Source organism: Nocardia sp. CA-084685 (assembly GCF_050955785.1).
Lineage (GTDB): Bacteria > Actinomycetota > Actinomycetes > Mycobacteriales > Mycobacteriaceae > Nocardia.
Genome location: NZ_CP192094.1, coordinates 8746477 through 8761072, shown reverse-complemented (window position 1 = coordinate 8761072; position 14596 = coordinate 8746477). Strand labels below are relative to the sequence as shown.

The following is a 14596-nucleotide window of genomic DNA, read 5'->3' as shown; positions in this document are numbered from 1 at the left end:
CTCGCTTCCGAGCACTCGAGACTCGCGCCTTCGGCGCATGCGCTTCGAGTACTCGGAAGCGAGCCGGCCGCGAACGGGCTCGTCGTGCTCGCCCCGTACGGGGTTGCGAAAGCACTCGATGTCGCCACACCGTGTTCGCAGAGGGAATGAGGTTCCCGACGTGAATACCGCTAATCCTCTACTCCAGTAGGGGTGTACCGCCCTCCTGGTTGAACAGCCCCAGCCGGGAGGGCATCCCTATACCTTGGACCCTCGAAGGTCGGCTCTTATCGGAGCACCCTTCCATCAGCCACCCGACAGCCAGACCAAACAGCAGGAGCGGGACGTGAGCAGCGACAAGATTCAGCGCGTCGGCATTATCGGTGCCGGCCAGATGGGTGCCGGCATCGCCGAGGTGTGTGCGCGGGCGCATATCGACGTGCTCGTCTACGAACAGACCCGGGAGCTAGCCGCCGCAGGTCGCGCCCGCATCCTGCGCTCGCTCGACCGCGGCGTGAGCAGCGGCAAGATCACCGAGCGCGAACGCGAACAGGCCGCGTGGCGGCTGCGGTTCACCTCCGACCTCGGCGATTTCGCTGACCGCCAATTGGTGGTCGAGGCGGTGCTCGAGGACGAGAAGGTGAAAACGGCCATCTTCGCCGAACTCGACAAGGTCGTCACCGATCCGGACGCCGTGCTGGCCTCCAACACCTCCTCCATCCCGATCATGAAGATCGCCGTCGCCACCGCCAACCCCGAGCGCGTCGTCGGCATGCACTTCTTCAACCCGGTGCCGGTGCTGCCGCTGGTCGAGCTGGTCACCACGCTGAAGACCAGCGAGGCGGTGTCCGGGCGGGCCGAGGCCTTCGCCGGCGATGTGCTCGGCAAGCAGGTCGTGCGTTCGGCCGACCGTTCCGGTTTCGTGGTGAACGCGCTGCTGGTGCCGTACCTGCTCTCGGCCATCCGGATGGTCGAATCCGGCTTCGCCACCAAGGAAGACGTCGACAAGGCGATGGTGCTCGGCTGCGCCCACCCGATGGGTCCGCTGGCGCTGACCGACCTGGTCGGGCTCGACACCGTGAAGTCCATTGCCGACTCCATGTACCAGGAGTTCAAGGAGCCGCTGTACTCGGCGCCGCCGCTGCTGATGCGCATGGTCGAGGCTGGTCTGCTCGGCAAGAAGACCGGCGCAGGCTTCTACCAGTACAAGGTCTGATATCTGTGTTTAATGGCCGCGCCTTCGGCGCGGCGTGTTCGCGGCCCCTGGTGTCTCGCGTCCGAGCCGTCGAGACTCGCGCCTGCGGCGCATGCGCTTCGACGGCTCGGACGCGAGACGGGCCGCGAACGTCGCTCGTAAGACTCGCTCCGTGGTGGTTGCTCAGGTGTCAACGGTCACCTGAGCGCTGGAGTCTTACCCTGCCGATGCTGTCAGCGGCATAGGCTGCAAAGAAGGTCGGGCCGTGACCAGCGGCTCGGCCGGAATACCGAGAGCGCAGCGCTGCTGCGGAGTCTGTGTCGAGGACTCCGCGCAGGTGATCGAAAGGGAGTGGCCCCGCTCATGGTCAATGTTCACGACGGTTACGGATCCAGCATTCTCGGCTATCCGAGGATCGGGCCGCACCGCGAACTCAAGCGGGCCCTCGAGGGGTATTGGCGTGGTGGGGTCTCCCGCGACGAACTGCTCGCGGTCGGGCGCGATATCCAGCAGCGGCAGTACAGCGGGCTGGCCGCCACCGGTCTGACCCAGGTGCCGGGCAACACCTTCTCCTTCTACGACCACATTCTCGACAATGCGCTGCTGTTCGGTGCGGTGCCCGCGCGATTCAAGCCCTACCAGGACGAGCTGCATCCGCTGGACTTCTACTTTCTGATGGCGCGCGGTCGTCCGGATCTGCCGCCGCTGGAGCTGGTGCGGTTCTTCGGGACGAATTACCACTACCGCCAGCCCGAACTCGATGAGAACACCGAGTTCTCGCTGCACCCGGAGGCATTGCTCGACGAATGGGACCGCGCCAAGGCCAGTGATATCGAGCTGCGCCCGGTGGTGCTGGGACCGGTGTCATTGCTGCTGCTGTCCAAGGCGGGCCACATACCGGGTGAGGCAGGTGGTTTCGACACCCTCAGTCTGCTGGACAAGCTGCTTCCGGTCTATGAAGAGCTGTTCGAGATCCTCGCCAAGCGCGGGTCCACCTGCGTGCAGTTGGACGAACCGTGCTTCACCGGTGAGCGCACTGCGGCCGAGTTGGGCGCGTTCGAGCGTGCCTACCAACGACTTTCGACCTCGGCGCTGCGGCCGCGCATGCTGGTCACCGGGCAGTACGGCGATTTCGGTGAGGTGTTGCGCATTCTGGCCGAAACCAATGTCGAGGCAATCGGGTTGGATCTGGCCAGCTATCGGATCCAGCCCGAAGAGCTCGCGGAGATTCCGGGCATTCGACGTAAGCGCTTGTACGCGGGCGTGATCAGTGGTCTCAATGTGTGGCGCGCGGATCGCTACGTGACGCTGGAATACCTGAACGAGCTGGCCAAGGTGTGCCCCGACCTCGTGGTGTCCACCGGCACGACACTGCTGCACGTGCCCTATGACGTGCTCGCCGAGTACGACATCGAGGGCAATGTCGCCGACCGCCTCGCCTTCGCGCAGCAGAAGGTGGGCGAGGTTGTTTCGCTCGCCAAGGCACTCACCGAGGGTCCCTCGGACAAGTGGCGCAAGCGGCCGACCGAGGTGCACTTCAAGCAGAAACATGCGGTGCGGCAACGGGTTTACGCGATCACGCCCGGTATGCGCTCGCGCGAGCCGTACGAGGCGCGGCGAGAAGCTCAGCAGCGCAAGCTGAATCTGCCGCCGGTGCCCGCGACCACGCTGGGTTCCTTCCCGCAGACGAATAAGATTCGTCAGGCCCGCTACGACCTCGGCGAGGGCAAACTGTCCTACGACGAGTACCGCAAGAAGATCGAGGCCGAGATCGAGGCCACGATCCGCCTGCAGGAGGACATCGGCCTCGATGTCCTCGTGCACGGTGAGCACGAGCGCAACGACATGATCCAGTACTTCGCCGAGCTGCTCGACGGCTTCGCGACCACGCACTTCGGCTGGGTGCAGGTGTACGGATCCCGTTGTGTGCGACCGCCCATCATCTACGGTGATGTGTCGCGGCCCGCGCCGATGTCGGTCGAGTGGATCAGCTATGCCCAGTCGTTGACCGATAAGCCGGTCAAGGGCATGGTCACCGGTCCGGTCACCATGATCGCGCGTTCCTTCGTGCGCCAGGATCAGCCGCTGTACGAGACCGCCGATCAGGTCGCGCTGGCCATTCGCGATGAGGTCGTGGATCTGGAACGGGCCGGGATTTCGATCATCCAGGTCGACGAGCCCGCGATCCGCGAGCTGCTACCCATGCGTCCGCAGGGACGCGCCGAATATCTGCGGTGGGCGGTCGCGGCATTCCGCCTGGCCACCTCCGGTGTGCAGCCGGAGACCCAGATCCACACGCATATCGGTTATTCCGGTCGCACCGAGGTGGTCGATGCGATCGAGGAGCTCGACGCCGATGTCACCGCGATCGTGGCGACGCGCTCGATCGAATGGGTGCTCAAGGCGCTCAAAGAGGACTCCGGGTCCGGTCACGGCCTGAGTCACGGTGTCGGTCCTGGTGTCTACGAGAGTCGTTCTGCGCGGATTCCGGATATCGATGAGCTCGACGAATTGCTCACGGCCGCAGCCGAAGCCATCAGTCCGGAACGCCTGTGGGCGAATCCGGACGGCGGGCTGAAGACCCGGCACTACTGGCAGCTGGAGCCCTCGCTGCGCAATTTGGTCGCGGCCGCGCGCCGCGTTCGTCGGCGGGCCACGCCGACGGAGTAATACCCGAAGACGAAGGCCGCCGCCATGTCTCGGATGTGGCGGCGGTCTTTTGCGGCTCGGGCGATGGATGCCATATTAAATCGGTACAGTGCGTACTGTATCGTTGAGGCATGGCTGAGCAGACATGGCCCGAGTCGTTGCCGGTGGCCCAGGTTCGAATTGCCAGGCCCACCGATCGGTTGGTAGAGGTCGTGCGGTTCTACGTCGAGGGGTTGGGACTGCGCGAGCTCTACCGATTCGAAAATCACGCGGGCTACGACGGGGTAATGCTCGGACTGCCGGGCACCGGATATCATCTGGAGTTCACCACCCACGTGGACGGCAGTCCCGGCGACGCGCCGAGCGCGGAAAACCTACTGGTGCTCTACTTTTCGACCGAAACCCAGATGTACGACGTGGCACAGCGACTCGGTGAATTCGGTGTGGAGCCGGTCCCTGCCGAGAATCCGTACTGGGCGGCCAACGGTGGCTTGACCTTTCCGGATCCGGATGGTTGGCGAGTCGTGTTGATGCCACGTCCGGTCTTCTGATGCCGGGACGCACCCGCGAGGACCGCATTGATATCGCGGTGCTCGCCGCGGCGCGAGAGCTGTTGGACGAGAACGGTTATGCCGAACTGTCCATCGGCCAGGTCGCGGCCCGAGCCGGTCTGCACCGCCCGGCGATCTATCGCCGCTGGCCCTCCAAACGCCACCTGGTTGTCGATGTCGTCGCCGAGCTGCTCGGTTCGCAACCGACACCGAATACCGGCGACCTGCGCGCCGACCTGACCATCGCAATGCGCAATCTGGTTGCCGCACTGCGCGATACCTCGCTGAACCACGCACTACCCGCCCTCGTAGCGGATCTCGCCAACGATCCTGAACTGCGCGCACATTTCCTGGCAACGGTTTTCGAACCACGCAGGCGAACCACCGCGATCGCCCTGGAGTCGGCCATCCAGCGCGGCGAGATCGATCCCGGTCTCGATCTCGGTTTCGTCCTCGACGCGATCGCCGCCCCGATCTACTACCGCGCCCTCTTCGGCCATCTACCCCTGACCGACCCGCTGGCCGATCAGTCCGTCGATGCCGTCCTGCGCGCGATCGCTTGTTGACCACCCGACTGCGCGCCAGAATCGTCGAGCGACTCCCGGTGAGATCCGATCGACCGGGCACCCCGTCCATCAGCCAGGCACCCGCCTGGTGAACAGAGGGAGTGCCCGGCGTCACCTCCGTCAGGAACAACGGAATCGGGAGTCGATGCCATGCCCTTGGGGAAGTAGTCGGCGAGCGGAGCGGCCCTCGGGTCTCTCGCGCCGCACCGATTGTGGCCGGACAGTGCATTCGAACTCTAAGGAGGAGCTGTCGGCTGACGCTGTCTGGTCGTCAACTGAGGGCGGACACGGCGAGCATGAATGTCGCGCCGGTGACCGTGCAAGCGAGGGTCAGGCGGGACGGGTGTTCGGCGTGGGCCTCGGGGAGGATATCGGCGGTGGCGAGGTAGAGCAGGAATCCGGCGAAGTAGCCGAGGTAGAGGCCGACGGTCCCGGCCGGAACCCGGATGACGGTGCCGATCACCGCACCGGCGACCGGGGCGATGGCGTCCATGGCTAGCAGGGTCAACGCGCGTCTGTGGGCTGAGCCGTAGAGCGTGGTGATGGTGAAAGTGTTGAAGCCGTCGGCGAAGTCGTGGCAGATGACGGCGATGGCGACCGCGATGCCGACGGTGGCTCCGGCTTGGAAACCCAATCCGATGCCGAGACCGTCGAGGGTGCTGTGGAAGATCAACCCGGCCGCCGCGACCAGCCCGACGGATTCGAAACCGTGCTTGTGTGCACCGAATTCGCCTTCATGGCCGGTGTGGATCGCGACCGCGCGCTCGATGACGTGGATGGTGACAAAGCCGACCACGGTGGCGATGAGTGCCGCCGGGACGCCGAGCACGATATCCCCCGACTGCTCCAGTGCCTCCGGTAGCAGGTCGAAGAACACCACCCCCAACATGACGCCGGCCGCCAGCCCGAGCACCAGATGTTTGCGGTCGCCGATCCGCACCGCCACGAGCCCGCCGACCAAGGTCGAGCACATCGATACCAGCGCCAGCAGAATCGCCATCGGTCCAGCATCTGTCACTTGTCGCCAGCGCGAAGCGATTTCCGGGCAGTACGTTGCTGTCTATTCGCGATGCTAGGGCGTGCGGTCATCGGCAGCGGACGTATTCGGGCGCGCAGAGCGCGTTACGCCTGCCTAGCGGACCGGGATGCGTAGCCGAGCGGTACCCGGGCGCGGGGAAGCGGCGGCCGAGCGGATTCCGCGCGCCGCCGAGTTGCGCAGGCAAGCGACTGCGGTGCCGTCCGCACGTGCGGAGTTCGGGATACAGCGCACTGAGGTGAGCGCCCCGGGCGGCCCGGGCGCGCGGAAGCATGCCAGAGCGACCATCCGGCGGCTATATCCCGCTGTCAGCTGGGAGCAATGCGCCGAGAGTGCGCAGGCCTGTGGTGATATCGGCAGCGGTAGGGGCATTTTCTGGGTCGACCAGGTGTTGGATCAGCAGCCCGCCGATCATGGTTTGCAGAACGGCACCTAGTTGCGGGTGCCGCGCGCCAGGCCCGAAGAAGTCGGACAGTTCGGTGCGCGCGCGCTCCTGGGCGGAGCCCAGTTCGGCACGTAGTTCGGGGGAGTGCAGTGCCTGGGCCAGACTTTCGCCATTGGCGGTCCACAGGGCGTGATCCTCGGTGAACGAGGTGATCAGCTGCTGTAAGAAGTCGTGCAGTCGCGCGGCCGGATCCGCCGCGTCGCGGGCGGGGAGTGAATCGAGAATCCGCTGGACCGCATCCGCGCTCGACTCCATCATCGCCTGGTTGAGGAGCTTGTCGCGGGTGCCGAAGTGGTAGTTGATGGCGGCCAGATTGGTGCCGGAGGCGGCCACGATATCCCGCACGGTGGTGCGTGCGTATCCGCGTTCGGCCAGGCACTGCTTGGCCGCCGCGAGCAGATCATCTCGTGTTCCCACCCTCGCACCTTATCAGCGCGGCATACGACTGTTTGTGACAAATGTTTCAAACGCCAGTCTGTGACAAGTGTTTGAAACGTATGTATGTTGAGGGCGTAGCCCGCTCCGCCACACGGAAGTACGAGACGACCATGACCGCACAGCGACCGCTTTCTTCCTTCGAGCTCATCTACTTCGGCTCCGAAACCCATCTCGGCAGCGTGCCGACCGGCGGTATGCCGCTGTTCATCGGTTCCACCGTGCACGGCCTGCTGGATGTCGAAATTCTGCGCCGGGTACTCGACGAACTGGCGGCCCAGCATCCACTGCTGCGCAGTAGGCCAGTGGCCGATGCCGACGGCACGCTCTATTTCCGCCGGGACGACGCCTACCGGCCGCGCCTGGAAATCGCCGATGGCGGTGAAGCCGAGTACCTGGATCTGGTGAACGCACCGCAAGGTTGGCACGACGGGCTGTTCCGCGCCCATCTGCTCCGCGACGGTGACCGCGATCGAATCGTCCTGGTCATCCATCACGGAATCGCCGATGGCAGATCGGCTTTCGCGCTACTCGCGCAGCTGTGGCAGCGCTACACCGCACATGCGACCGGAACCGCACTGCCACAGCCGGATTCCGATCAGGAACTGCCGGAGGCCATCGATATCCAACTCGCCGAGGTCGTCTCGGATGCGGAGGTCGCCGGGTGGCTCGACCAGATCCGGGCCGGGGCCGCGATGATGGGTCCGGAATCGGCTCCGCGGACCTTACCGCTGGACGGGATCGATAACGATCCACTCGGCCGGTTCGCGGTGCAGCGAATCGAGTTGGATACCAACGAGACCCAGAACCTCGTCGACACCGCTCGCGCGCAGGGACTTTCGGTCAACAGCCTGCTCAGCGGCGCCGCACTCGTCGCCGTCCGCTCCCAACTCGAACCCGCGACGGGAAAGCTCCCGATGTTCTGCGGCCACGCCGTCGATCTGCGCTCCGAGCTGAACCTGCCCGCTCACACGATGCTGAATTGCGCTTCCGGCGTGGGCACCTTCGCGCTCGTCCCCGAGAGCGCGAAGCTGATCGATACCGCACACGAGGTGGCCGCGGGCATGCTGGCCGCGAAGGAGCAGCGCGAAGCCCCCATATTCCTGCTCGCCGCGCAGCGCGTCCAGGACGAGGTGACCGCCGCGATCCTCGCGGCCGCACCGACCGTCGCCATCTCCAATATCGGTCGCCTGCCAGCACATTCGACTCCAGACGGTATCCGCCACATCCGCGACGACATCTACGCCATGGGCCCCGGCATGCCGCCGAAGCTGACCGTCTTCACGATCGGAGACCGCCTGACCATCCAGGTCGAATACGATACGGCCCGGCACAGCCGCACCAGGATGGGCAAGGTCAGCCTGGCGCTGATCGATGCACTGCGGGGCACTGCCTGATCACTGCGGTGGCCGACCGCTGCCGCTGAGGCGAATGGTCAACTGGCGCGTCCATTTTCGATATTTCTTCGGCGGCCGCTCGGCCTTGTCGGTATCGCTGTCGGTGACCTCGTAGCGACGGATGTACGCACCCGCGAAGGCCTGTGTCGTCGCGGTGACCGGAATCGCCAACAGCGCACCGGTCGGGCCGAGTATCGCCGCACCCGCTATGACCGCGCCGAATGCGACGGCCGGATGCATATCCAGCGTGGTCGCGGTGATTCTCGGTTGCAGCACATAGTTTTCGAACTGCTGATACATCACGATGAAGCCCAGAATCCACAGCGCGGTGGACGGTCCGTGCACCAGCGCGACGAGCACGGGCAGCGCACCGGCGAGATAGGTGCCGACGGTAGGTATGAACTGGGAGACAACACCGACCCACAGCGCGAGTGCGAATGCCGATGGCACATCGAGGATGCGCAACGCGACATAGTGCGCGATCGTCGAGCACAGCGCGAGCAGTCCGCGCGAATAGATATAGCCGCCGGTCTTGTCGACGGCGATATCCCAGGCGCGCAATACATGTCGCTGGTGGCGCGGCGGCAGCAGCGAGCAGACCGCGTTGCGGAAGCGCGGTCCGTCGGCGGCGAAGTAGTAGGTGAACAACACCACGCCGAGGGACTGGAAGATGGCCCCGATCGCGGCGGTGCCGACACCCCAGGCATTACCCGCCAGCCCGACCAGATAGCGGTCGATCGTGGAACTCCACTCACCGAGGTACTTCCGCAGATCATTGCCGGACAGATCCGTCTCGAAGTTGCGATTGACCCAGTCGACGGCCTGATCCGCATTTGCGGGCGCGTTCTCGACCAGCGTGGTGACTTGGTCGACCAGCAGCGCGCCGAGCGTCCACACGAATGCGACGGTGCCGACGGTCAATACCAGGAACACCAAACCGGTCGCCAGTCCGCGCCGAACCCCGCGCGCGGCAAGCCAATTCACCGCTGGCTCGATGGCAAAGGCAAGGAACAGCGAAACCAGCAGCACCAGCAGGAAACCCTGCAATTTCTGCAGAATCCAGAAGCCGCACACCAGTCCGGCCACCGTCGCCGCCGCGAGCAAAAAAGCTCGCAACAGCCACGGCGGCGGCCCCGCGGTCACATCGGCGGTGACCACCGCGGTTTCGGCGGGTGGGGATTGCTCTTCATCCGCGGACACATCGCCAAGCTAGCGAACCGGCGACGAATCGGCGCAACGACACGAACTAGATCGTCGAGGCGTCGATCACGAACCGGTACCGCACATCGCTGGCGACGACCCGGTCATAGGCACCATCGATTTCATCCGCCGAGATCAGCTCGATCTCCGCACCGATTCCGTGGTTGGCGCAGAAGTTCAGCATCTCCTGGGTCTGCGCGATACCACCGATCATCGACCCCGCCAGCGCCCGCCGGTATCCGGCGATGGTGAAAGGCCTGATGCTCATCGGGTTCTCGGGCATGCCGAGGATCACCAGGGTGCCGTCCAGCCTCAGCAGGCGCAGATAGCTGTCGATCGGCAGATCGGCCGAGACGGTATTGAGGATCAGATCGAACCGGTTGCGCAGATCGCGGAAGGTTTGCTTATCGGCGGTCGCGTAGTAGTGGTGCGCGCCGAAGCGTTTGCCGTCGTCCTGCTTGCTGAGCGAATGACTCAGCACGGTGACCTCGGCCCCCATCGCCGCGGCGATCTTCACCCCGACGTGTCCGAGTCCACCCATGCCGATGATCGCGACCTTCTTACCCGGTCCGGCATTCCAGTGCCGCAGCGGGGAGAACACCGTGATGCCCGCGCAAAGCAGCGGTGCCGCGACATCGAGTCCGATGCCCTCCGGAATCGACAGAACGAAGTTCTCGGTCACCACGACCTGGCTCGAATAGCCGCCCATGGTGTGCCCACCCGGCTGGATGGACGCGTCCACCGGGGTGTTGTAGGTCATGGTTGCGCCGTTGTCGCAGTACTGTTCCTCATTGGCCAGACAGGGACCGCAGACGCCGCAGGAATCGACCATGCAGCCGACGCCGACGCGATCGCCGACCCGATGCTTGGTCACCTCCGGACCGACCGCCGCGACAATGCCCGCGATCTCGTGTCCGGGGACGCACGGGTATTTGGCGCCGCCCCATTCGTCGCGGGCCGTGTGGATATCGGAATGGCAGATGCCCGCGTATTCGACATCTATCAGCACATCGCGCCGTCCGAGCTCGCGCCGCTCGATCGTGAGCTTCTCGAAATGCCCATCGGGCGCGGACATCGCATACGCAGCAGCAACGCTCATGCCCGCGCCTCGCTGGCGCTCGGCTTCGGCCTGCGCGTTGGGCGCCACGCCATAATTCGCTCACTGCGTTCGCTCATGCGTACATGCCTACCGCCGCAGCGCAGGTTTGCCAAACGCACCGCCGAATATTGATCTCCGGCCACAATGGAATTGGTCAAGGGCCCAGCCGGAGGCGGGAGAGCGGCATGGACGACGAGCGGCACCGCATGCCCGAGGAGCAGCGAGGCGGTGGCGGGCGAGCGTTGGCCCTGTTCGCGGCCATCCTGCTCGCCGTCGCCGCATTCTTCGGCTTCCGCGGTGAACTGCCCGACTGGTCGTCGCCCTCGGGTGCGGACAACTTCCAGCCCGCCCTGCTCGAGCCACTGCCACCGCTGGATCCGATGGCGGTCGCCCAGGCCGTGGAACCGGCACTGGTGAATATCAGCACGTCCTCGCGGCCGTTCGGACTCGGCGCGGCCGGATCCGGGATCGTGCTCACCACCGACGGGCAGGTGCTGACCAGTCACCATGTGGTCAAGGGCGCCGAAACCGTGACGGTCACCGATGTCGGCAACGGCGCCGTCTACGACGCGAAGGTGCTCGGCTACGACGCCGGCGCCGATATCGCGCTGCTCGAACTCACCGGCGCCGCCGATCTGACGATCGCGCGCATCGGCCGCTCCGCCGAATTGCGTGTGCACGAGGATGTGCTCGCCATCGGCAATGCGGGCGGTGCGGGCGGGACGCCGACCTCGATCCAGGGCAATATCACCGATCTGAACAGCTCGATCGTCGCCCTCAATTCCTCCGATCTGACCCGCAAAGCGCTGACCGGAATGGTGGAGATCGCGGCGCCGGTCACTGCGGGGCAGTCCGGCGGTGCGCTCGCCGATCCCGGTGGCACGGTGGTCGGCGTGATCACCGCCGCATCGGGCGAGACCGCACGCGAGGTCGGGCGCACGCCCAACGGCTATGCGGTGCCGATCGACACCGCGATGCGGGTGGTCGGCCAGATTCGTTCCGGCACGCCCACCGAAACCGTGCACATCGGGCCGACCGCGACGCTCGGCGTATTGATCTCCGATGCGAAACCGAGCGGGGCACGAGTCGATGTCGCACTGTACGGATTACCGGCCTACACCGCCGGGCTCGTCGATGGCGATGTGATCACCTCGATCGACGGCCGTGACATCACCACCGCGACGGCATTGCGAGCCGCGATCAATGTGCACAAACCCGACGACACCGTGCGACTGGGTGTCCTCGGTGTCGGCGGAATGCAGCGCACAGTCACCGTCGTGCTCGCGCTGGGCACACCGAACTAGACCAGCGACAGCCAGTAATCCTGGAACTTCAGGAAGATCAGCAGCAGCACCACCGCGTAGAACACCGCGACGAAGGTCCAACGCCACTCGACGACGATCCGCATCGGCCCGCGCGCACCCGCCCACACCTGCTCGGTGGCCACCGCAAGCAGCGGCGTGATGATCGCCCACACCACCATGCAGTACGGACACAGCGCGCCGATCCGGTACAGGCTCTGGAAGATCAGCCAGCAGATGAAGACCGTGCCGAGCACGGTCCCCACCCACAGCCCGACCCAGATCCAGCGCGGAAAGCGCACATTGGCGACAGCGAGCACCGCGAGTGTGACGACCACCGAGAAGCCGACGATGCCGATGATCGGATTGGGAAATCCGAATCTGGCGGCCTGTTCGGTGGTCATTACGCTGCCGCAGGACAAAATCGGGTTGATGCTGCACGAGGGCCGGTAGCTCGGATCGGTGAACAGCTTGAACCGCTCGATGGTCAACGTGACCGAGGCGAGCCACCCGGCCAGCCCGCCGATCAGCAGTACCCAGGCGGCCCTGGATGTCGCGGTGTTCACTGGCCCGCGGCGGCGGCGATCGCGGGTGCGAGGCCGCCGGGGACCATCAGTTCCTGGCTGGACTGCAGCTGCTTGCCATTGACGAAGACCGTCGGGGTGGATTGGATTCCGCTGGTCAGCATGTCCTTGGTCTTGGCCCCGATGTACTTGTTGTAGCTGTTGTCCTTGATGCACTGCCCGACCGAATCGGGAAGGCCGACGCCCTTCGCGATGGTGATCAGCTGGTCATCGCTCAGACCCGCGCTGCCCTCGGCGGGCTGCTGCTCGAACATGGTGGACAACCAGCCGAGGTACTTCGACGGATCCGCCTCGGCGACGCAGTAGGCCGCATTGGCCGCGCGCGAGGAGTACTTCGTAGTGGAGGCCTTGTCCAGGAACGAAATAATGTTGTATTCGACGATGGCCGTGCCCTTGTCGACGGCATCCTTGATGACCTGGGCATTGGCGGCTTCGAATGCCTTGCAGGCCGGGCACTGCAGGTCGGCGACGACACGGACGGTCACCTTCGCGTCCGGCTTGCCGATGCGGACCGCGCCATTATCGGTGATGGTCGCGGCGGCCCCATTGGGCAGCTGGCTCGCGGCGGCGGCGATGGACGGGGTGGCACCGAGATCGTTCTTGTCGGCATTCTTCACCGCGATACCGATGCCGATCGCCGCGATGAGCCCGACAAGCACGACGGCCACGCCCACCTGGATGAGGATCTTGCGGTTGCGGTCGGCGCGCTCCGCCGCCGCGAGCGGATTCGTTTTACCACCCGGTTTTTTGCTCACCGTGCGTTCACCACGCCTTTCGCTTGCCTGCCGGTTTCCTGCCGCCACGATGGTAGATCCGGAACACCCCCGGGGCGTGGACGGGCACGGCCACATCATCCGTGCTCAACCTGAGAGGAACCTTGGTCAGGCTCGCGTGAGGCGACGCTGCTGCTCCTCGACGTCGAATTGGGCCGGTGGCCAGTCGAGTTTCAGCCCCTCCAGCGCATCGATGAGCAGTTCGGTGACCGCGAGACGGGTGAACCACTTGTGATCGGCCGGAATCACATGCCATGGGGCGTGGTCGGTCGAGGTGCGGTCCAGCACCACCTGGTAGGCCTCCTGATAGGCGGGCCAGTAACTGCGTTCATCGATATCTGCGGGATTGAACTTCCAGTATTTGTCCGGGCGATTCAGCCGTTCGCGCAGCCGTTTCTTCTGCTCGTCGAGCGAGACGAACATGGCGACCTTCACCAATGTGGTGCCCTGGTCGACCAGTTCCCGCTCGAAGACGTTGATCTCGTCATAGCGCGGCTCCCAGACCTGCGGCGGCACCAGATCGTGCACCCGCACGACCAGCACATCCTCATAATGCGACCGGTCGAAGACACCGAGTTGACCGGCACGCGGCAGTGCCTTGCGGATGCGCCACAGGAAGTGGTTGCTCTTCTCCTCCTCCGTCGGGACGCCGAAGGAGGCATGGTCGACGCCCTGCGGATCCACCGAACCGATGACGTGGCGGACGATACCGCCCTTGCCCGCGGTATCCATCCCCTGCAGCACCAGCAGCACGTTACGGGTATCGCCGGAACGGCCGTTGGCATAAAGCTTTTCCTGCAGATCCGACAGCACCGCGGTGCGTTCGGCGAGCAACTTCTGGCCCTGCCTCTTGTCACCTTCGAATCCGGGCGTACCGGAGGTGTCGAGATCAGCGATGCGCAAGCCATCGGCCCGCAGGGCCTCGACGGCTGGCAGAGACCATTTCTTCGCCATCGATATATCTTAATGTGGCTGTGTCTGATTGCGGCGCCTGCGGCGCCGCGGGTTCGCGGCCCCCTGTGTCTCGCGTCCGAGCCGTCGAGACTGGCGACTTCGTCGCATGCGCTTCGACGACTCGGACGCGAGACGGGCCGCGAACGGTCGCTCGTAAGACTCGCTCCGTGGTGGTTGGGGGTGGCGGGGGCGTTCGGCACTTGGTGCGCGCATGCGGGAAGGGTGAATCCCGCGCCTTGCGGGCGCATGCACTACGACGGCTCGGAAGCGAGACGGGCCGCGAACGGTCGCTCGTAAGACTCGCTCCGTGGTGGTTGGGTTTGGCGGGGCGTTCGGCACTTGTGCGCGCATGTGGGAAGGGTGAGTTCCGTGCCTGTGTCGCATGCGCTTCGACGGCTCGGACGCGAGACGGAGCCGCGAATTCCTCGCTCG

13 protein-coding genes are annotated in these 14596 nt (G+C 65.1%); 6 read left to right on the top strand and 7 right to left on the bottom strand.

Annotation, left to right across the window (positions count from 1 at the left end; translation table 11 throughout):
- The first annotated feature begins 325 nt into the window (after positions 1 to 325).
- The 4 genes from ACQP2U_RS38455 (at position 326) to ACQP2U_RS38440 (ending at position 4940) form a co-directional block, all read left to right on the top strand.
- Positions 326 to 1195, top strand: coding sequence for a 3-hydroxybutyryl-CoA dehydrogenase (locus tag ACQP2U_RS38455; protein ID WP_433712050.1), 870 nt, complete (start codon positions 326 to 328; stop codon positions 1193 to 1195).
- A 342-nt stretch (positions 1196 to 1537) separates the two neighbouring features.
- On the top strand, positions 1538 to 3844 hold the full coding sequence (metE, locus tag ACQP2U_RS38450) for a 5-methyltetrahydropteroyltriglutamate--homocysteine S-methyltransferase (protein WP_433712048.1): 2307 nt from the start codon (positions 1538 to 1540) through the stop codon (positions 3842 to 3844).
- Between the two features lie 110 nt (positions 3845 to 3954).
- Positions 3955 to 4374, top strand: coding sequence for a VOC family protein (locus ACQP2U_RS38445; RefSeq protein ID WP_040696382.1), 420 nt, complete (start codon positions 3955 to 3957; stop codon positions 4372 to 4374).
- On the top strand, positions 4374 to 4940 hold the full coding sequence (locus ACQP2U_RS38440) for a TetR/AcrR family transcriptional regulator (RefSeq protein ID WP_433712046.1): 567 nt from the start codon (positions 4374 to 4376) through the stop codon (positions 4938 to 4940). The genes ACQP2U_RS38445 and ACQP2U_RS38440 overlap by 1 nt, the downstream gene beginning before the upstream one ends.
- Positions 4941 to 5211: 271 nt before the next feature.
- On the opposite strand, the gene ACQP2U_RS38435 is transcribed toward ACQP2U_RS38440, so the two are convergent.
- Entirely contained in the window at positions 5212 to 5940 is a 729-nt protein-coding gene (locus tag ACQP2U_RS38435) for a ZIP family metal transporter (protein WP_397033594.1), read from the bottom strand.
- 331 nt (positions 5941 to 6271) lie between these two features.
- Positions 6272 to 6838 carry a TetR/AcrR family transcriptional regulator gene (locus tag ACQP2U_RS38430; RefSeq protein ID WP_433712045.1) on the bottom strand — a complete coding sequence of 189 codons (567 nt, stop codon included), beginning with the start codon at positions 6836 to 6838 and terminating at the stop codon, positions 6272 to 6274.
- 131 nt (positions 6839 to 6969) lie between these two features.
- On the opposite strand from ACQP2U_RS38430, the gene ACQP2U_RS38425 reads away from it, so the two are divergent.
- Complete coding sequence (locus ACQP2U_RS38425; RefSeq protein WP_433712044.1) at positions 6970 to 8253, top strand: phthiocerol/phthiodiolone dimycocerosyl transferase family protein; 1284 nt, start codon at positions 6970 to 6972, stop codon at positions 8251 to 8253.
- On the opposite strand, the gene ACQP2U_RS38420 is transcribed toward ACQP2U_RS38425, so the two are convergent.
- Positions 8254 to 9453 (bottom strand): AI-2E family transporter, encoded by a 1200-nt coding sequence (locus tag ACQP2U_RS38420; RefSeq protein ID WP_433712043.1) that lies wholly within the window; start codon positions 9451 to 9453, stop codon positions 8254 to 8256.
- A 46-nt stretch (positions 9454 to 9499) separates the two neighbouring features.
- A complete protein-coding gene (locus tag ACQP2U_RS38415) occupies positions 9500 to 10552 on the bottom strand; it encodes an NAD(P)-dependent alcohol dehydrogenase (RefSeq protein WP_433712042.1) in 1053 nt (350 codons plus the stop codon).
- A gap of 185 nt (positions 10553 to 10737) precedes the next feature.
- Here ACQP2U_RS38415 and ACQP2U_RS38410 point away from each other — a divergent pair, with 185 nt between their 5' ends.
- Entirely contained in the window at positions 10738 to 11856 is a 1119-nt protein-coding gene (locus tag ACQP2U_RS38410; protein WP_433712041.1) for a S1C family serine protease, read from the top strand.
- On the opposite strand, the gene ACQP2U_RS38405 is transcribed toward ACQP2U_RS38410, so the two are convergent.
- The 3 genes from ACQP2U_RS38405 to ACQP2U_RS38395 form a co-directional block, all read right to left on the bottom strand.
- Positions 11853 to 12419, bottom strand: coding sequence for a vitamin K epoxide reductase family protein (locus ACQP2U_RS38405; RefSeq protein ID WP_433712040.1), 567 nt, complete (start codon positions 12417 to 12419; stop codon positions 11853 to 11855). The genes ACQP2U_RS38410 and ACQP2U_RS38405 overlap by 4 nt on opposite strands.
- Positions 12416 to 13192 (bottom strand): DsbA family protein, encoded by a 777-nt coding sequence (locus ACQP2U_RS38400; RefSeq protein ID WP_433712039.1) that lies wholly within the window; start codon positions 13190 to 13192, stop codon positions 12416 to 12418. Before ACQP2U_RS38400 ends, ACQP2U_RS38405 begins: the two co-directional genes overlap by 4 nt.
- Positions 13193 to 13318: 126 nt before the next feature.
- Positions 13319 to 14164, bottom strand: a complete 846-nt coding sequence (locus tag ACQP2U_RS38395) for a polyphosphate kinase 2 family protein (protein ID WP_433712038.1) — start codon at positions 14162 to 14164, stop codon at positions 13319 to 13321.
- Positions 14165 to 14596: the final 432 nt, after the last annotated feature.